Annotated in this window: 19 protein-coding genes; 12 read left to right on the forward strand and 7 right to left on the reverse strand. The window is 73.0% G+C overall.

Annotated elements, in window-relative coordinates:
* Nucleotides 1-17 precede the first annotated feature (17 nt).
* On the forward strand, nt 18-185 hold the full coding sequence (locus DEI97_RS02660; protein ID WP_181439236.1) for a hypothetical protein: 168 nt from the start codon (nt 18-20) through the stop codon (nt 183-185).
* Nucleotides 186-279: 94 nt separating this feature from the next.
* On the opposite strand, the gene DEI97_RS02665 is transcribed toward DEI97_RS02660, so the two are convergent.
* Entirely contained in the window at nt 280-438 is a 159-nt protein-coding gene (locus DEI97_RS02665; protein ID WP_181439237.1) for a hypothetical protein, read from the reverse strand.
* A gap of 171 nt (nt 439-609) precedes the next feature.
* Between DEI97_RS02665 and DEI97_RS02670 the strand changes: the two genes are divergently transcribed.
* The 3 genes from DEI97_RS02670 (at nt 610) to DEI97_RS02680 (ending at nt 3,123) form a co-directional block, all read left to right on the forward strand.
* Entirely contained in the window at nt 610-1,902 is a 1,293-nt protein-coding gene (locus DEI97_RS02670) for an adenylosuccinate synthase (protein WP_111074834.1), read from the forward strand.
* Nucleotides 1,903-1,904: 2 nt separating this feature from the next.
* The gene (locus DEI97_RS02675) at nt 1,905-2,462 is read left to right on the forward strand and encodes an arsenate reductase/protein-tyrosine-phosphatase family protein (protein WP_181439238.1); all 558 of its coding nucleotides are present in this window, start codon (nt 1,905-1,907) and stop codon (nt 2,460-2,462) included.
* 328 nt (nt 2,463-2,790) lie between these two features.
* Complete coding sequence (locus DEI97_RS02680) at nt 2,791-3,123, forward strand: hypothetical protein (protein ID WP_111074836.1); 333 nt, start codon at nt 2,791-2,793, stop codon at nt 3,121-3,123.
* Nucleotides 3,124-3,208: 85 nt separating this feature from the next.
* On the opposite strand, the gene DEI97_RS02685 is transcribed toward DEI97_RS02680, so the two are convergent.
* Entirely contained in the window at nt 3,209-4,186 is a 978-nt protein-coding gene (locus DEI97_RS02685; protein WP_111074837.1) for a hypothetical protein, read from the reverse strand.
* Between the two features lie 242 nt (nt 4,187-4,428).
* The gene (gene pip, locus DEI97_RS02690; RefSeq protein ID WP_111074838.1) at nt 4,429-5,424 is read right to left on the reverse strand and encodes a prolyl aminopeptidase; all 996 of its coding nucleotides are present in this window, start codon (nt 5,422-5,424) and stop codon (nt 4,429-4,431) included.
* Nucleotides 5,425-5,602: 178 nt separating this feature from the next.
* Between pip and DEI97_RS02695 the strand changes: the two genes are divergently transcribed.
* On the forward strand, nt 5,603-6,094 hold the full coding sequence (locus DEI97_RS02695) for an SRPBCC family protein (protein ID WP_111074839.1): 492 nt from the start codon (nt 5,603-5,605) through the stop codon (nt 6,092-6,094).
* 66 nt (nt 6,095-6,160) lie between these two features.
* Here DEI97_RS02695 and DEI97_RS02700 read toward each other — a convergent pair whose 3' ends face one another.
* Nucleotides 6,161-6,550, reverse strand: coding sequence for a hypothetical protein (locus DEI97_RS02700; RefSeq protein ID WP_111074840.1), 390 nt, complete (start codon nt 6,548-6,550; stop codon nt 6,161-6,163).
* Nucleotides 6,551-6,682: 132 nt separating this feature from the next.
* Here DEI97_RS02700 and DEI97_RS02705 point away from each other — a divergent pair, with 132 nt between their 5' ends.
* The 4 genes from DEI97_RS02705 (at nt 6,683) to DEI97_RS02720 (ending at nt 11,884) form a co-directional block, all read left to right on the forward strand.
* The gene (locus tag DEI97_RS02705) at nt 6,683-7,663 is read left to right on the forward strand and encodes a type II CAAX endopeptidase family protein (RefSeq protein ID WP_111074841.1); all 981 of its coding nucleotides are present in this window, start codon (nt 6,683-6,685) and stop codon (nt 7,661-7,663) included.
* Entirely contained in the window at nt 7,650-9,050 is a 1,401-nt protein-coding gene (locus DEI97_RS02710) for a sensor histidine kinase (RefSeq protein WP_111074842.1), read from the forward strand. The genes DEI97_RS02705 and DEI97_RS02710 overlap by 14 nt, the downstream gene beginning before the upstream one ends.
* Complete coding sequence (locus DEI97_RS02715) at nt 9,047-9,748, forward strand: response regulator (protein WP_258376700.1); 702 nt, start codon at nt 9,047-9,049, stop codon at nt 9,746-9,748. The genes DEI97_RS02710 and DEI97_RS02715 overlap by 4 nt, the downstream gene beginning before the upstream one ends.
* Nucleotides 9,749-9,853: 105 nt before the next feature.
* Nucleotides 9,854-11,884, forward strand: a complete 2,031-nt coding sequence (locus tag DEI97_RS02720) for a potassium transporter Kup (RefSeq protein ID WP_111074843.1) — start codon at nt 9,854-9,856, stop codon at nt 11,882-11,884.
* A gap of 108 nt (nt 11,885-11,992) precedes the next feature.
* On the opposite strand, the gene DEI97_RS02725 is transcribed toward DEI97_RS02720, so the two are convergent.
* A complete protein-coding gene (locus DEI97_RS02725; RefSeq protein WP_111074844.1) occupies nt 11,993-12,331 on the reverse strand; it encodes a hypothetical protein in 339 nt (112 codons plus the stop codon).
* Nucleotides 12,332-12,733: 402 nt separating this feature from the next.
* On the opposite strand from DEI97_RS02725, the gene DEI97_RS02730 reads away from it, so the two are divergent.
* Nucleotides 12,734-13,276, forward strand: a complete 543-nt coding sequence (locus tag DEI97_RS02730; RefSeq protein WP_111074845.1) for a hypothetical protein — start codon at nt 12,734-12,736, stop codon at nt 13,274-13,276.
* Between the two features lie 106 nt (nt 13,277-13,382).
* On the opposite strand, the gene DEI97_RS02735 is transcribed toward DEI97_RS02730, so the two are convergent.
* Nucleotides 13,383-13,733, reverse strand: a complete 351-nt coding sequence (locus DEI97_RS02735; RefSeq protein WP_111074846.1) for a hypothetical protein — start codon at nt 13,731-13,733, stop codon at nt 13,383-13,385.
* A 228-nt stretch (nt 13,734-13,961) separates the two neighbouring features.
* On the opposite strand from DEI97_RS02735, the gene DEI97_RS02740 reads away from it, so the two are divergent.
* Both DEI97_RS02740 and DEI97_RS02745 read left to right on the forward strand, forming a co-directional pair.
* A complete protein-coding gene (locus DEI97_RS02740) occupies nt 13,962-15,371 on the forward strand; it encodes a sensor histidine kinase (protein ID WP_111074847.1) in 1,410 nt (469 codons plus the stop codon).
* Nucleotides 15,368-16,075: a response regulator gene (locus DEI97_RS02745; protein ID WP_258376701.1), complete on the forward strand. Its 708-nt coding sequence runs from the start codon at nt 15,368-15,370 to the stop codon at nt 16,073-16,075. The genes DEI97_RS02740 and DEI97_RS02745 overlap by 4 nt, the downstream gene beginning before the upstream one ends.
* Before the next feature lie 689 nt (nt 16,076-16,764).
* Here the strand turns inward: DEI97_RS02745 and DEI97_RS02750 are convergent.
* Entirely contained in the window at nt 16,765-18,063 is a 1,299-nt protein-coding gene (locus DEI97_RS02750) for a PP2C family protein-serine/threonine phosphatase (RefSeq protein ID WP_111074849.1), read from the reverse strand.
* Nucleotides 18,064-18,180: the final 117 nt, after the last annotated feature.

Below are 18,180 nucleotides of genomic sequence, written 5' to 3' on the forward strand. Positions count from 1 at the left end.
TGTGACAGTGTTGCCACATGCGAACGAACACCCTGGTGCAGCTCCGGCAGAACCCGATGGAGTGGCGACGACGCGGCCTCACCCCGCCGGACGCCATCCGGGCAATGGTCGAGGAACGGCTCGCCGAACCGGGCCACACCCAGTCGTTCGGGGATCCCTCGTACGCCGACTTCTTCCGCGGCTGACACCGCGAGGTCGCGACGCGACCACCTGACGGACGGGAGGCCCGGTACCAGCTGGTACCGGGCCTCCCGTCCGTCAGTGCGAGCGGGTGTCTGCTCAGGCGTCGGGACGCTCGTCCGCGGCTTCGCGGCCACGGTCGGTCTCGGGCATGACGTCGGAGGGGGCGCCCTCGACCGAGCCGATGCCGCCGTCGGTGAGCTCCTCGGCCTGCTGCGTGTCGAGCAGACGGTTCATGTCGTCGATGGGGTCGCTCATGGTGGTTCCTCTCGTCGTGGTCGTGGTGCTGTCCCCAGCGTGCTCCGGTGGAGCCGGGTACTCCACAGGTGGCGGCACCCCGGTGACGCGGAGATGACCAGCCGATAGACTCGGGTGGACCACCGGCCGGGACGGCCGTGTGCGGTCCTCCGCCAACGTGAGGAGAACCAGATGCCCGCAGCAGTCATCATCGGCGCCCAGTGGGGCGACGAGGGCAAGGGGAAGGCCACCGACCTCCTCGGTTCCCGCATCGACTACGTCGTGAAGTTCAACGGCGGCAACAACGCCGGACACACGGTCGTCGTCGGCGGCGAGAAGTACGCGTTGCACCTGCTGCCCTCGGGCATCCTGACGCCGGGCGTCACCCCGATCATCGGCAACGGCGTCGTCGTCGACCTCGAGGTCCTGTTCCAGGAGCTCGACGCGCTGAAGGCCCGTGGCGTCGACGTCTCGAAGCTCCGCGTCTCGGCCAACGCCCACGTCATCACGCACTACCACCGCACCATCGACAAGGTGACGGAGCGCTTCCTCGGCAAGCGCCAGATCGGCACCACGGGTCGCGGCATCGGCCCGACCTACGCCGACAAGATCAACCGCGTCGGCATCCGCATCCAGGACATCTTCGACGAGAACATCCTGCGGCAGAAGGTCGAAGCGGCCCTCGACCAGAAGAACCACCTGCTGGTCAAGGTCTTCAACCGCCGGGCGATCGACGCCGAAGAGGTCGTCGAGTCGCTGCTGTCCTTCGCCGACCGGCTGCGTCCGATGGTCGCCGACACCGCGCTCGAGATCCACCGGGCGCTCGAGCGCGGCGAGACCGTCCTGTTCGAGGCCGGCCAGGCCACCATGCTGGACGTCGACCACGGCACGTACCCGTTCGTGACGTCCTCGTCGGCGACGGCCGGCGGCGCCGCGACCGGCTCGGGCATCGGCCCGGGCAAGCTCGAGCGCATCATCGGCATCGTCAAGGCGTACACGACCCGCGTCGGCGCCGGCCCGTTCCCGACCGAGCTGTTCGACGAGTCGGGGGAGTTCCTCCGCGCCAACGGCTTCGAGTTCGGCACCACGACCGGTCGCCCGCGTCGCTGTGGCTGGTACGACGCCCCGATCGCCCGCTACACGGCACGCATCAACGGCGTGACCGACTTCGTGCTCACCAAGCTCGACGTCCTGACCGGACTCGAGACGATCCCGGTCTGCGTCGCGTACGAGGTCGACGGCGAGCGTGTGGACGAGGTCCCGGTGTCGCAGTCGGACTTCCACCACGCCAAGCCCGTGTACCAGGAGTTCCCCGGCTGGTCCGAGGACATCACCGGCGTCCGCGAGTTCGACGACCTGCCGAAGAACGCGCAGGACTACGTGCTGGCGGTCGAAGCGATGTCCGGCGCACGGATCTCCGCGATCGGTGTCGGCCCGGGCCGTGACGCGATCGTCGTCCGGCACGACCTGCTCGGCCAGGGCTGAGCGTGCGGATCCTCTTCGTCTGCAGCGGCAACATCTGCCGGTCGCCGCTCGGCGCCCAGGTGCTCCACGAGCGCCTGGGCCCGGCGGCGTCGGTGCACGTCATCGAGTCGGCGGGCACGATCGCCGACGACGGTGCCGTGATGGACGGTGCCGCGGCCGAGCAGTCCGCGCGCCTCGGGGGACACCCGGACGCGCACCGTTCCCGGTACCTGACCGAGCGGATCGCTGGGGCCGCTGACCTGGTGCTGACGGCCGAGCGCTCCCACCGTGCCGCGGTCGTGCAGCTCGCGCCGCGGGCCGCCAAGCGGGCGTTCACCATCAAGCAGTTCGCGCGGGTGCTCGACGGCCTCGAGCCCGGGGACCTGGCGGACGTGCAGTCGCCCGAGGCCCTGGTCGAGCGGGTCGCCCGGCTGCGGGGGACCGTGCCGCCGCCTGCCGACCCGGCAGACGACGACGTGGACGACCCCTACCGTCGCTCCGAGTCCACGCACGTGCGGGTCGCGGACGAGATCGACGCCGCGCTGAGGACGATCGCGGACGCCCTGCGCGCGGTGTCCTGAGGCCTGGCCGCCCCCGTTCACGCGAGACGACGCCCCCGTTCACGCGAGACGCCGCCGAACCCGGCGGTGTCTCGGCAATTCGGCGGCGTCTCGCGTCGACGCCGGCGTCTCTCGTCGTCCCCCGACCGGCCGTCGTCCGGATGACGAGTACCCCGATCGCTCCGGTTGTACCCCGAACGTCGGGGGACGAAGCCCGGAGTTCCGGGCTTCACGGATGAACATCCGGGGCTGAACCCGTGAATCGACGGGCCTCGCTGTCGACGGCGACGATCGGTGTCGTAGCGTTCACGTACTGCACCACGTACCCCGAACACGACAGGAGAGCGCGATGACCACGACCATCAACCGGACCGCAGCCGGGACCGACGTCACCCTCGACACCGAGACCGTCGACATCGTCGCCGTGCTCGAGGCCCAGGCCGCCACCAGCGCCCGCGCCTCGCGTGCCAAGCTCACCTGGACGCTCGAGGGCGACGACGAGTGGGTCGCCAACTACGGCGGCTACTTCGGTGGCTCCGTCGACAAGCGCGACAGCCGTTACGTCGCCTCGGACACCTTCGGCCTGGTCGTCGGCGAGTTCGCCTCGCTCGAGGACGCGCAGACCGCGCTCGCCGGGCACCTGCACGTGATGCTGCCGTCGGTCATCCGCCCGACCGCGTAGCGCTCTCCGCTCCGTCGACGACGCCCCGCTGGCCACTGGCCGGCGGGGCGTCGTCGTGCGTGCGGCGTGCACGCCAGCAGCGACGTCACTCCGGCAGGCGGTAGGACCCCACCGTGATCGCGTGCGCACCCTGCCCGGCGAGCACCCGGACGACGGCGTCGGCGCGGGCCCGGTTCGGTACCGAGTCCTTCGCCGCCCACGACGCCAGGGCCGACTGCAGCTCGTGGTCGTTCGTCACGATGCTCGTCGTCACGGTGCCGCTGCGGTCCTCCGGCTGCACGAACGTCGCCGCCGAGGGCGCCGAGTAGAAGACGCACGTGTCGAACCACGTCCGCGAGACCCCGGTCTGCTCGTCGACGAACCGGGCGAGCCGTCGGGCCTGCTGCCGGACCTGGTGCGCCGGCGACGCCCCCTTCGCCTGCACCCGCACCTGCCACCAGTTCTCGGCCTGCTCCTCGCCGTTGAGCACCGTGCGACTGCGGACCTGCACGGCGAACGGCGGCACCAGGGACGACTCGTCCACCAGGTTCCGGAACGCCGGGTGCACCTCGCTCGGCCGACGCCCGTCGAACACGATGCCGCCCCAGCGCTTGTTCTCGATGACCAGACCCCGGCCGGACTCCGACACGAGCACGTGGTCGGCCTGTGCGACGAACTTCCGCCACGGACCCTGCTCGGTCTCGCCGAGGGGCACGAACACGACGTTCGTCATGAGCACGCCGCTCACCCCGGCGGCACGGCAGGCCCGGAGGATCGCCTGCTCGGACGCCTCCTCCCACTGCATGCCACGGCGGGCGAGCGCGCGGCTCTCCTCAGCCTCGGAGAGGGCGTCGCGTCGAGCGGCGTCAGCGGCCGCCACCTGCGCGGCGCGGTCGGCCTCGAGGCGTGCGGTGGCATCGCGGTGCGCGGCCTCGCGCTCGGCGAGCTCCGCGGTCCGCGCCCGCTCGGCAGCGTCGAGTTCGGCACGGGCAGCGGTCTGGTGTCGCCGTAGGAGGACCACCAGGACGACCACCACGACGGCGAGCCCCCCGGCGACCAACCACGGCACGAGGTCGTCGGTCATGGCACCACCCCACCACGGGCACCGGCCTGGAGGCGCGTGGTGCGTCGGCGCGTCCCCGTCGCCTCCGCCATCAGTACGGTGGGCGCTCGGCGCAGTCCTGCTGGTCGGCGGGTTCAGCCTGAGCCTCGTGCGTGCGCGCCGGTTCAGCCGTCGCGAGGTCGACGCCGAGATCGAGCGCCACCGCGCGGAGCAGCGGACGTCCGACCCCGCCTGACCCGCAGCCAGACGACGCGGCCGGGTCGTCAGCCCACCGAGGCCGCTCCCGAGCCCGAGCCCGACCCGGCGAACCGGTCCGTCGTCTCGAGCAGCGCGTCGAGGATCCCCGGCTCGTCGAACGCGTGCCCGGCGTCGTCGATCAGCCGGAACTCCGCCGACGGCAGCGCCCGGTGCAGGTCCCACGCGGTGACGGCCGGCGTGCACATGTCGTAGCGCCCCTGCACGATGACGGTCGGGATGTCCCGCAGCCGGTCGGCATCGCGGATCAGCTGGCTGTCCTCGAACCAGCCGTCGTGCGTGAAGTAGTGGTTCTCGATCCGGGCGAACGCCAGCGCGTACGTCGGATCCGCGTACCGGGCGACCAGGTCAGGCCGGGGCAGCAGTGTGATCGAGGCCGCCTCCCAGCTGGCCCAGGCGACCGCGGCCGGTCCGTGCACGGCGGGGTCCGGGTCGGCGAGCAGCCGTTCGAACACGCGGACCAGGCCGCCGGGCTGCCGTTCCTCCGGGGCCAGGGGAGCGAGGTACCCCTCCCACAGGTCGGGCAGCACGTTCGCGGCACCGCCCTCGTAGAACCAGTCGATCTCGCTCGGCCGCAGCGTGAAGATCCCGCGGAGCACGAGTTCGGTGACCCGCTCCGGGTGCGTCTCGGCGTACGCCAGGGCCAGGGCGGACCCCCACGAGCCGCCGAACACCTGCCACGCGTCGATCCCCAGGTGCTCGCGCAGCTGTTCGATGTCGCCGACCAGGTTCCAGGTCGTGTTCGACGACAGGTCCGTGGTCGGGTCGCCGGCGTACGGCAGGCTCCGGCCGCAGTTGCGCTGGTCGAACAGGACGATCCGGTAGCGCGCCGGGTCGAACAGGCGTCGGTGGTCGGGGGAGCAGCCGGCGCCGGGGCCGCCGTGCAGGAACACGACGGGCTTGCCGTCGGGAGCGCCGCACTCCTCCCAGTACACCTGCTGGCCGTCGCCGACGTCGAGCATGCCGGTCCGGTTCGGTTCGATCGGTGGGTGGAGCTGGCGCACGGGCGTCCTCTCGGCGGTGGCGGGAGCGGGTGGTCGCTGCCACCGTACCGCCGCCCATGACGTGACCGGTCGGCGGACGGGAGGCCCGTCACCAGCCCGCCCCGCGCCTCCCGTCCGACTGCCTGCTCGCCCGCCGGACCACCGGACCGCCGAGGCGGGCCCGTGCCACGATGGGCGCATGCCCGTCGTCGAGTCCCGCTGCGTGATCCCCGTCGAGGTGGCGGTCGCCTTCGCCGTCTCGCAGACCCAGGGTGCGATCCGGAAGCGGTGGGACCCGTTCATCCGCCGCCAGCACCTGGTCGGCGGCGCGACCGTCCCCGGCAAGGGTGTCCGGACCTGGACCGTGCAGCGGTTCGGGTTCGCGATGGAGAGCGAGTACGTCTCGTACAACCCGCCGTCGAACGTGGGTATGAAGATGACGAAGGGCTCGTGGTTCTTCGAGCGGATGGGCGGCGGCTGGCGGTTCAGCGAGGCCGAGGGGCAGCCGGGGCACACCCTGGCGGTCTGGCGCTACAACTTCACGTGTCGGCCGAAGTGGCTGGCGCCGCTCGCCGAACGGATCGGCGTGCTCGTGCTGCAGCGCGACATCGACCGACGCATCGCGGGCTTCGCGCGCGGCTGCTCCGACCCGGTGGTGCTGGCGCACGTGGCGGGGAGCACCGCGGCCTGAGTCGCCCGCCCGGCGATGTCGAGCGTCGCGGTGCCCGGGCGGCGCCGGCTGCCTGCCGCCTGACGGTCAGAACCAGCGCAGGACGAACTGTTCGAGCACGTTGCGGGCGACCGCCACCGGGCCGCGGGCCGGTTCACCGCTGTCCTTGCCGATCGCCCGGAGCAGCGCGGTCTGCGCCTGCTCGTAGTCGCGCCGCTGTTCGCCCGAGTAGTCCTCCGGCGGGGTGGTCCGGCTCGTGGCGACCGACTCGAGCTGCCGCATGCCGTACCGGAAGCCGACCGGGCGCGGGGCGGAGTCGATGAGCTGCGCGAGCCGCATGTGCGGGTAGCGAGCGGGGGCGCCGGACGCGGCCGCGATGCAGTCCGTCAGTCCGCGCAGGCCGGCTTCGGCACCGCCGGTCCGCAGGTGCACGAGTCGCGCACGGCTGCACAGGTCGTAGAGCACTGCCTCGTCCATCCGGCTCCTCCCGGTCCTCGGACAGCGTGGCACAGACACCGTCGCAGCGGGGTTCCTCCTTTCGATGCAGGTCCGGCAGGTGCGTCCCTCCGCGGGTCGTTCCGGGCCGGCGGAGTTCCTAGCGTCGACGTCATGACGAACACCATCGAAGCCCGGTCGACGACCGGCACCGCGCAGCAGGAACGCCGCGGCGTCCCGGGGGTCATCACCCGGCATCCGCTGCTGACCTTCTTCACCCTCGCCCTCGGCCTGAGCTGGCTGGCGTGGGTGCCGTACATCCTGTCGCCGCACGGCATGGGTGTGTGGGACATCCACTTCCCCGAGGTCCTGGGCAGCGCCCAGTTCACCGGGGTCCTGCCCGGCGCCCTGCTCGGCCCGCTGGGCAGCGCGTTCATCGTGACCGCGGTCGCCGACGGTCGCGCGGGCCTCCGCCGCTGGGTGGGACGCCTGTTCCGCTGGCGGGTCGCCTGGTACTGGTACGCGCTGGCGCTCGTCGTCGTCCCGGCGCTGATCGTCCTGTCCGCGGTGCCGTTCGCCGGCGGTGACGTGCACGCCCCCTCCGCCCTGGCGCTGTCGGCCCTGGTGCCCGGACTCGTCATCCAGCTGTTCTCGACCGGCCTCAGCGAGGAGCCCGGCTGGCGCGACTTCGCCCTGCCCCGACTGCAGCACCGCTTCGGTGGTCTCGGTGCCGCAGCGGTCCTCGGTCCGATCTGGGCGCTCTGGCACATGCCGCTGTACCTCAGCGACTGGGGCGGGTGGCCGAACGCGCACTGGAGCGAACCCGTCGTCTTCGCCCTCTTCACGATCACGTTCAACGTCGTGATGATCCAGGTGTTCAACAAGACCGGCGAGAGCCTGCCGCTCGCCCTGCTCCTGCACGTCGGCGTGAACAACACGATCTCGTCGCTGTTCCCCGAGATGTACCCGAGCATGACCGCCGGCACGCTGATGATCGGACTGACGATCATGTCGACCGTCGCCGCCGTGGTGCTGCTCGTCGTCACCCGCGGTCGTCTCGGCTACGACCCGGCACGTCGGGCGCTGCCGATCGACGCCCCGATCCCGTCGCGTGCCACCACGAGCCTCGTAGGATCGCACGATGGCAACCGCTGAGCCGCGCCCCAGTGCGCCCGGATCGGCGCCCGGGTCGGCGCCCGCGTCCGCGCCGGGTGTGACCGCTCGCCAGCGACGCACGGACGTGCTCATCGCGCTCGGTACCGCAGTGGTCGGGCTCGGACTGCTCCTCGGCCTGCCGCCCCTCGACGCCGCCGATCCCGACGTCATCGTCAAGGTCGGTGCCTACCCCGCCGTGGCCAGCGGCCCGTGGCTCGTCCTGGCCCTCGCACTGCTCGTCCAGTCGGCGGTCCTGCTCGTCGCCCGACGCGCACCCCGCGCGGTGCTCATCGCGGTCAGCGCCGTCCCCGTCGTCGCCGTCGCCGCACCGACGACCCTGCACGGGCTCCTGCTGCTGCCGGTCGTCGTCGCCGTGGTCCTCGCCGTCCTGCGGGCTCCGCTCGCACGGATCTGGCCGACGCTCGTCGCCACTGCGGTCCTCGTCGTCCTCGCCGAGGGAACGGTCTGGTACATCGCCTCCGGCGCCGGACGTGACGGAGTGGGTCTCGGCCTGACCCGCTCGGCCGGACAGGGCTTCCTGCAGGCCTTCGGCACGGTCGGACTGCCGGTGCTCATCACCCTCGTGGTCCGGGCCCGCCGCGAGGTCCGCGCCGCCCGCACCGCCGAGGCCACCGCCGTCGACCGCGAGGCCGACGCCCACATCGACGCCGCCGTCTCCCGCGAACGCGCCGCCATGGCACGGGAGCTGCACGACATCGCCGCCCACCACCTGTCCGGCATCGCCCTGATGTCCGCCGTCATCGACCGCCAGATCGACACCGACCCCGAGCGTGCCCACGAGGGGGTCCGCCAGGTCCGGGAGCAGAGCACCGCCGTGCTCGAGGACCTGCGCCGCCTGGTCGGCCTGCTCCGCGACGACAGTCCCGCCGAGCGCGCGGTGGAGACCGTCACCGGCATCGTCGACCTGGCCGAACGGGCCCGGTTCCGCAGTGACGTCCGGCTCGACGTCCGGCCCGCAGCCGGCGTCGGAGACGCAGCGGTCGCACCCCGCCCGCTCGGCGACGGCGTCGGCCCGCTCGCCCAGCTCGCCGCCTACCGCACCGTCCAGGAGGCCCTCGCCAACGCCGCCCTGCACGCCCCGGGAGCGCCGTGCACCGTCACCATCGACGACCGCGCCGACGACCACCTCGCGATCCGCGTCGAGAACGGGCCGGCCACCGTCCCCGCACTCGGCAGCACGCCGGCCGGGGGGAACGGGCTGCGTGGCATGCGTGAGCGGGCAGAACTGGTGGGGGCGAGCCTCCAGGTCGGTCCGACGGATGCCGGCGGCTGGACGGTCAGCCTGCGTCTCGGCCGGGAGGCCCTGCCCACCCCCGCCCCGCCGGTCGCGACCACGCAGCCCGACCCCACGGAAGGCCCACGGTGACCGACACGACGTCCGACGGCCCGACCATCCGCGTCCTGGTCGCGGACGACCAGCCGCTCGTCCGGGCCGGCGTCTCCGCGCTCCTCGACGCGGAACCGGACATCGAGGTCGTGGCCGTCGCCGCCGACGGCGGCCAGGCCCTCGAGCTCGCCCGGAGCACCCGACCGGACGTGGCGGTCCTCGACATCCGGATGCCCGTCCGGAACGGCATCGAGGTGGCGCGCGAACTCTGCCGCCCCGACGCCGACCCGGCCGTCCCCGCGCTCATGCTCACCACGTTCGACATGGACGACCTGGTGTTCGGTGCCCTCGAGGCCGGCGCGTCCGGGTTCCTCCTCAAGGACGCCGAACCCGACGTCATCATCGGGGCGGTGCGTCAGGTCGCCGCCGGCAACGGCACCCTCGACCAGGCGCTCACCCGACGGGTCCTGCGTGAGTTCGCCTCACGCCGGAGCCTGCAACCCGTCACCGGGGACCGGGTCGACGGCGTCCTCACCGCCCGCGAACGCGACGTGCTGCTCCTGCTCGCGCAGGGGATGTCGAACGAGGAGATCGCTGCATCGCTCGTCGTCGAGGTCTCCACGGTGAAGTCACACCTGGCACGCATGCTGCCGAAACTCGGCGTCCGGTCCCGCCTGCAGGCCGTCGTCTGGGCCTACCAGAACCGGATCGTGACGGTTCCGGACGGCGGCGCGTAGAGCCGATCGGCGCAGGCGAGCGTGCGCCGCGCGCTCGGCTGTCACTCCGCGGGTGCATGATGAGCGCGGCCGTCGTCCGCACGGCCCGGACTGGAGAGCACCACCGTGACCGAGACCCGCGCCTCGTCGCAGTCGTCAGACCACCCCTCGGGTGGGCACGACGCCCAGCCCGGTGACGCCGGCCCAGGCGACGACGCCACGCACCCCGCGAAGGCCGCGCAGCGCCCCGCCAGCCGGGAGGCCCGTGGGCACCGTGGCAAGGCTGGTCTCGCCCTCGCTGCGCTCGGCGTCGTGTTCGGCGACATCGGCACCAGCCCGCTCTACTCGATGCGCACGGTGTTCTCCGTCGACGGCGGCATCGTGCGGCCCGTCCCCGAGGACGTCTACGGCGTCATCTCGCTGCTCTTCTGGTCGATCACCATCGTCGTGTCGATCAAGTACGTCCTGGTGCTCATGCGCGTCGACAACCACGGTGAGGGCGGGGTGATGGCGCTCGCCGCACTCGCCCGACGCCTGCACGCCAACCGGCCCGGCGGCACGACGGTGTTCCTGATCATCGGCATCGTCGGCGTCTCGCTGTTCTACGGCGACTCCGTGATCACCCCGGCAGTGTCGGTGTTGTCTGCCGTCGAGGGCCTGGGCACCGCAGCCCCGTCGGTCGAGCACCTCATCGTGCCGATCGCGGCCGTGATCCTCATCGGGCTGTTCATCGTGCAGCGCTTCGGCACCGCCAAGGTCGGCGCCTCGTTCGGCCCGGTCATGCTGCTCTGGTTCGTCGTCATCGCGGTCGCCGGCATCCCGCGCATCGTCGAGCACCCGGGTGTCCTGCAGGGGCTGTCCCCGACCTGGGCGATCGCGTTCCTGTTCGCGCACCCGTTCATCACCTTCATCGCGATGGGCGCCGTCGTCCTCGCCATCACCGGAGCCGAGGCGCTGTACGCCGACATGGGCCACTTCGGGCGGATGCCGATCCTCCGCGCCTGGTTCTTCGTGGTGTTCCCCGCGCTCGTCTGCAACTACCTGGGCCAGGCCGCCCTGGTGCTCGAGGACCCGACCGCCACGAAGGACCCGTTCTTCCTGCTGTTCCCGAACTGGGCGCAGCTGCCCGTCGTGATCCTGGCCACCGCGGCGACCGTGATCGCCAGCCAGGCCGTCATCTCCGGCGCGTTCTCGCTCACCCGCCAGGCCGTGCAGCTCGGACTGCTGCCGCCGCTGACCATCCGCCAGACGTCGAAGCGCGAGGGCGGCCAGGTCTACCTGCCGGCCGTCAACCTGCTGCTCTTCATCGGCGTGATGGCGATCATGCTGGCGTTCCGCTCCTCGGCCGCCCTGGCCACCGCGTACGGCGTCTCGGTCACGGGTGCGCTGGTCGTCGACACCCTGCTGCTGCTCGTCGTCGTCAAGCCGCTCTGGCGCTGGGCGACCTGGAAGCTCGTCACCGTCGCCGTGGTGTTCGGCGGCCTCGAGCTGACGTTCCTCGCGGGCAACCTGTCGAAGGTCCTGCACGGTGGTTGGGTGCCGCTGCTCATCGCCCTGGCCGTGATCACCCTGATGACGACCTGGCACCGCGGTCGGCAGCTCGTGCAGATCGAGCGTCGGAAGCGCGAGGGCTCGCTCGCCGAGTTCATCGGAACCGTCAACGCCGACCACATCCCGCGCGTCCCGGGCATCGCGGTGTTCCCGCACCCGAACAAGGAGACGACGCCGCTGGCACTCCGGGCGAACGTCGAGCACAACGGCGTCGTGCACCAGCGCGTCATCATCGTGTCCGTCCTCACCGCCAACGTGCCGCACGTGGCGCTGGAAGAGGCCTTCCGCCGCGACGAGCTCGGTTACGACGACGACGGCATCGACCACATCACCATCACGTTCGGGTTCTCCGACGACCAGGACCTGCCCGCCGCGATGCGTGCCGCGTGCACCGCCGGCCTGATCGACCTGTCCCAGGAGGACATGTCGAAGGCGTCGTACTTCATCTCGCGCGGGGCACTCCGGACCGGGGCGGGCAAGGGCGGGATGGTGTCGTGGCGGCGGAAGCTCTTCGTCGCGATGGCGCACAACGCTGCCGACCCGGCCGCGCGGTTCGGGCTGCCGCTCCGCCGCACGGTGACGATGGGCAGCGACGTCGAGGTCTGACGGGCGGCTGCGCGCCGGCGGCGGCGCGTGCTGAGGTTCGCGCTGAGCGACACCGTTCGCGTGCCGACGGCCGCGGGTCGTCGCTGAGCGCGAGTCTCGCGGCGGCGCTCAGGCCGGGAGGCGCTCGGCGGCACCCGGGACGACCAGCTGCCACGGGCCTCCACCCCGGACCCGCGTCAGGTACAGGCGGTAGCTGCCCGGCTCGGCCAGCGGGTCGCCGTCGACGTACTCGACGGGCTCGCCGCTCGACGTGCACTGGTCGGAGGTCGCGATCACGTCGATCCGATCGCCAAGCGTCCGGCCCTTGCACACGTCGGTGATCGCCGCTTCGTGGACGCGGTAGCGGCCGGCCACCTCGACCGTTCGGTCCGTCGACCGGACGTCGGCGTCGACGACGAGGGACGCTTCGCGCGTCTGCTCCGCCGGGGTGAGTGAGACGTAGTCCACACACTGGCCGCTCCTTATCCCAGCGCACCCGGCGAGGCCGCCCCCGAGCATGCACACGATCCCGATCGCCAGCGCGCTCTTCCCCCACCCCATGCCGTCAGTGTGCTGCACGCGTCCGGCGCCGTCCAGGTCCGCCGAGCCTCGGCGGGGCGGACGAGGCTCGCGTCCCGGAGCCCGCAGAGTGTCCGTCAGGCCGAGGCCGGGCCGGGCCGGGCCGGGCCGGGTTCGCGCTGGGCGACACGGCTCGCCTGCGGTCGGCCGCGCGGTGTCGCTCAGCGCGAACCTCGGCGTCGCGCGCGCCCGGGTGCGAGCCGTCCGCGCCCCGGTGATGTCGTAGCCTCAACTGAGCGGGCCGTGAACCGGCGGGACCGCTCCGCGCCGAACAGCCTCCGGAGGACCACGATGGACCGCCTGCGACGACTGCCGCTGCGGGCACTGCTGCCCATCGTCTTCGTCCTGGTGGGCGCGCTCTACTTCGGCATCGGACTCGCTTCGGACCCGGACGGGTCGTCGCTCGTGGCGCGGGCCTACAGCGCCCTGGCCTACGCGGTCCTGATGACGATCTTCTTCGGCCTGGTCATCCGGTACCGACGCCGGCGCGCGGGCGGAGTGGCGAACGCCGCAGCGATCCAGCAGGCGGTGCGCTCGGGGGAGATGCCCGGATCGGTCGACCACGTCGTCTGGGTCCGCGAGCTGGAGTCGACCCGCAAGCGCTACCGGAACAACCGGGTCCTCGTGCCGGTCATGGCCGTTGTGTTCGCGGCCTTCTCGGTCTGGGCTGCGCTGACCGTCAGCCCGTTCTGGTGGATCCTGCTGGTGGTGTTCCTGGGCTTCTGCGCGTACTCCGTGTGGGAGACGCGTTGCGCACTGCGGAACATCGACAGCCTGCTCGGCCGACTGCGGGGGACGTGGCCGGTACCGGGCGACGGCGGGTCCGCGGCCTGAGGCCGGGCCGACGTTCGCGCTGGGCGACATGGCTCGCCTGCGGTCGGCCGCGCGGTGTCGCTCAGCGCGAACCTCGTGCCTCGTGCCTCGCGCCGCGCCGCAGGACCTACCGGCGGAGACGCGCCAGCTCGCCCCGGTAGCCGCTCAGCTGCCGGACGAGCCCCTCGCTGGCCCGCGAGCCGCTGAGGTCCCCGAGCAGCCGGTCGACCCGCCGCAGCACCGCCTGCTGGTCCGACCGCGAGAGCCCCCGGAAGCGGTCGGCGTCCGGCAGCTGTCCCGGCCAGCCGTCGTCGTCCGACGTGGCGACCGTGGTCTGCACGACGGTCGACGTGGTCGCGGGGCGTCCGACGTCCGACGAGGCGTCCGGGCCCCCGATGGTCGCCGCCGCGGCGCCCGTCCCCGCGATGGCCAGGATGAGCGCCAGGGTGGCCAGGCTGACAGCGGTCTTCTTCTGCATCACGTGCTCCGTTCGACGGCCGCGGGCTGCGGCGCTGCTGCGGGCTGCAGCGCTGCCGCGGACTGCGGCAGACCGCTCACTGCGGCAGGACCAGCTTCTGACGAGGCGGGCGTCAGGCGCATCGGCGGAAGGTGGTGGGCCTCCCGTCCGTTCGACTGATCGTCCGGACGCGCGCGCTCCGTCGTTCGGGGGAGGCGCGGAGTCGCCTCGGGCGGCTAGCCTCACGCCATGCGTCCAGTCTCGATCCCGCCGTGGGTGCGCGCTGCCGTGGCCGGGGTCGTGTTCCTCGCCCTCGCGCTCCTGACGATGGAAGGGCTGCACCGCGCCGGCTGGTACCCGACGAGCCTCGACGACTACCGGGTCACCGCGGCCCTGGTCGCGCTCTGCATCGGCGTCGGCCAGCGGCTGCCGTACCCGCTGCTCGTGGTGGTCGCGATCGTCGTCGGCTGGCCGCTGTGGACGTTCGGCGTGCTGACCGTGCGCCTCATCCCGCTCGTGATCGCCGTCTACCTGGCGTGTGCGGCCGGACGACGGGTGCTCGCCGTGCTGGCGGTCGTCACCCTGCCGACCCTGTCCGCGCTGTTCCTGCCCCTCGCGTTCGCGCCAGTGGAGTCCTGGGTGCTCGCCGTCCACCGGTGGCCGCTCGCACTGCTGCTCGGCAAGTCGCTCCTGGCCATCGCCGACTGGTCGACGATCGTCCTGATGGGGATCCTGCTCGTGGCGTCCGCCGTCCTCGGCCGCGCCACCGCCCGTCGCCGTCGGTCCGAGCTCGTGCTGCAGCGGCGCAACGAGGAACTCGTCCGCCTGCGCGAGTCCGACCAGGCCCGCATCGCTTCCGAGGAACGCACCGCCGTCGCCCGCGAGGTCCACGACGTCGTCGCCCACCACATGGCCGCCATCGTCGTCCGCTCCCAGGCGCTGGTCCGGGTCGGGGTCGCGGACCAGGCCGAGTTCGCCGAGTACGCCTCGTGGGTCGCGGGCACCGGGCAGCAGGCGCTGTCCGAGATGCGGAAGGTCGTCCGGGTCCTCCGTGCGGGCGGGGACGGCGGCACGACCGACGCCCCGGTGTCGCTCCGGGGCGCCCTCGAGGCCGCCGTCGACCGCGTCCGCGCCACCGGTGTGCGGGTCGACACCGACCTGCGCGTGCCCGGGAGCCTGGGCGTGATGCAGGACTTCGCCGTCCTCCGCGTCTGCCAGGAGGCGCTGACCAACACCCTCGTGCACTCCGACGGCTCCTCGGTGCGGATCAGTCTGGCCGCGTCCGAGGACCGCATCCGCCTCGAGGTCCTCGACGACGGCGGCTCCGGCGGCAGCCCCCGGGTGCCGGAACTCGCCGTCGGTGGCGCCGGGATCCGCGGGATGCGGGAGCGCGCCGCGTCGATCGGCGGGGTCCTGGACGCCGGGCCGGCCGCGGGTGGCGGATGGCGCGTCACGCTCGAGGCACCCCGGGAGGCGCGTGTGCCGACGGCGGGCAGCGTCCGGCCCGGTGCGGGGCCGGGTGGTGCGGGGCCGGGTGGCGCTGCCGGTCGGGCGGCTGCCGGTGCTGCGGGTCCCGTCGGCGTGGCTGGGCTGGCTGCCGCCGCTCCTGCCGCTTCGGCTCCGGCCGGCGCTGCCGCTCCCCGGGTGGTCGCGTCGTGATCCGCGTGGTGATCGTCGACGACCAGGCCGTGGTGCGCACCGGCCTCGGCATGATGGTCGACGCCGAACCCGACCTGACCGTCGTCGGGCAGGCGCCGAACGGAGCCGAGGCGATCGCCGTCTGCGCCGACCTCCGCCCTGACGTGGTGCTCATGGACGTCCGGATGCCCGTGCTCGACGGCATCTCGGCCACCCGCTCGATCGTGTCCGACGGCACCGCGGGCGCAGTGGTCATCCTCACCACGTTCGACGACGAGGAGTACCTGCTCGACGCCGTCCAGGCCGGCGCACTCGGGTTCCTGCTCAAGGACGCGGGCCCGGACCTCATCGCCGCCGGGGTCCGTGCGGCACACACCGGCGACACCCTCATCGCACCGTCGATGACCCGGGCGCTGCTCGAGAACCGGCTGCTCGGTGCCCGGTCCGGTGGCGCGGGCGGTGGCGCTGCGGGGTCGACCGCGCCCGCTCCGCCTGCCGAGCACGCCCCCGCGCTGGCGTCGCTGAGCGCCCGCGAGCGGGAGGTCCTCACCGCCCTGGTCCGCGGCGCCAGCAATGCGCAGATCGCGAAGGACCTCTGGATCAGCGAGGCCACCGTGAAGACCCACATCAGCAGCGTGCTCGGCAAGGTCGGGGCCGCGAGCCGGGTGCAGGCCGTCGTCTTCGCGTACGAGAGCGGCTTCGTCCGGCCGGACTGGTCCGCGTAGTCCCGCGGGCCGGCGAGGTCCGCGCTTGGCGACAGCGCTCGCGCTGCTCGCCGCGTGCGGTGTCGCTGGGGCCGAGCCCCGGCCTGGCGGACGGTTTGCGCCTGCCGGACGACGCAAGTTGTCCGCGTGGCCGAGTCTCGGGCGGGAGGCGCGGGGCGGGGCCGGGACGGGCCTCCCGGCCGGCGTGGTTCGCGCTGGGCGACAGGGCTCGCGCTGCTCGCCGCGTGCGGTGTCGCTGGGGGCGAGCCTCGGCCTGGCGGACGGTTTGCGCCTGCCGGCGGCCGCAGGGTGTCCGCGTGGCCGAGTCTCGGGCGGGAGGCGCGTGGCGGGGCTGGGACGGGCCTCCCGGCCGGCGAGGTTCGCGGTGAGCGACAGCGCTCGCGCTGCTCGCTGCGTGCGGTGTCGCTGGGGGCGAGCCTCGGCCTGGCGGACAGTCTGCGCCCTGCCGGACGACGCAAGTTGTCCGCGTGGCCGAGCCTCGGGCGGGAGGCGCGTGGCGGGGCTGGGACGGGCCTCCCGGCCGGCGAGGTTCGCGATGGGCGACAGCGCTCGCGCTGCTCGCTGCGTGCGGTGTCGCTGGGGCCGAGCCTCGGCTAGGCGGGCAGTTCGCGCCTGCCAGGCGGCGCAAGTTGTCCGCACAGGCGAGCCTCGGCGCCCGCCCGCCCGCGAGCGGCGCGGCCCAGCGCCCCTCAGGCGGCGCGGGAGCGGGACAGCGGCGCGGCCGCGACCTCGGTCGGCTCGGCGGACGCAGCCTCGCGGCGGATCGCGATGACCGTCACGTCGTCGTCGTGCGGCACCTCGGCCGCCCGCTCGGCCAGGGCCGCGACGATCGCCGCCGGCGTCCGGTCGGCGCGCGCCAGCTCGGCGACCGAGTCCACCGCGTCGTCGCGTCCGCCGAACAGGTCGAGCACGCCGTCGCTGAACGAGATGAGCAGGTCGCCCGGCTCGAGGGTGCCGATGGTGGTCGCCCACTCGTCGCGGAGGCCCATCCCCAGCGGCAGGTCGACCGAGCGCAGGCGCTCCACCCCTCCGGCAGCACGGAGGATGAAGCTCAGCCCGTGCCCGGCGTCGGCCCACTGCAGCCCGCCGTCGTCGTCGATGCGGGCGTGGAACAACGTGGTGAAGGTGACGTCGGTGCCGGCACCCTCGGCAGCGAGCCCGTCGGAGGCGCGGCGCAGGGCCTCGGACGCGTCGTCGACCGTCCGGGCGCTGCGGATCGTGGCACGCACGGCGGCGGCGATGAGTCCGGCGCCGACGCCCTTGCCCATCACGTCGCCCAGTCCGACGGCGATGCCGTTCTCGGTGCGGTACCAGTCGAAGAAGTCGCCGCCGACGCTCTTCGCCGGCATGCAGGTGCCGGCGACGGTGACGCTCTCGCCCAGGCCGTCGCTCGAGGTGGGCAGCAGGGAGCGCTGCACGGCGGCGGCGCGCTCGATCTCGGCGCGGACGCGGACCTCGCGGTCCTCGGCGGAGCGGACGGAACGGCGGGCGCGGCGGGAGAGCTCGTGAACGATGACGGCGACCGTGCCGAACACGACGACGGTGATGCCGAGGCGCACCAGCTCACTGGCGCGGATCACGGAGCCCGGCTGCAGCAGGTACGGCGCCAGGATCACGATCGTGACGCCGAGGATCGAGTACAGGATCGTGCGTCGGCCGTCGAGCGACGCCCACCACACCACCGGCAGGACCACGAGCGAGGTGAACACGGACGCGCCGGCACCGGTGCCCGTCCGGAACAGGGCAAGGGACACGAAGTCGACGGCCAGCAGGATCGGCACGAGCGGGACCGCGCGCGGGAAGTGTGCGGCGAACGCGGCGAGCAGGGTCGCGACGCCGACGGAGACCAGGCTGGCGAGGAACATCGTCAGGTCGCTGATCTCGAGCGTCGGCAGCGTCACGGTCAGCAGCGCGCCGAGGGCCAGCAGGCCGCTGATCGGAGCCTGCCGGACGAGGGGGTTGTCGATGACGCTGGTTGGGCGAGACATGCTCAGCCGAGGCTACTGGACAACGGGGTGGACCGACGGGGTGTCGACCCGAAGAGGGGCCACGCCGGACGACAGGTGTCGGGCTGTGCGGACGGCGGGACTCCCGTTCCCGGGTGC

This window comes from Curtobacterium sp. MCLR17_032 (assembly GCF_003234795.2).
Lineage (GTDB): Bacteria > Actinomycetota > Actinomycetes > Actinomycetales > Microbacteriaceae > Curtobacterium.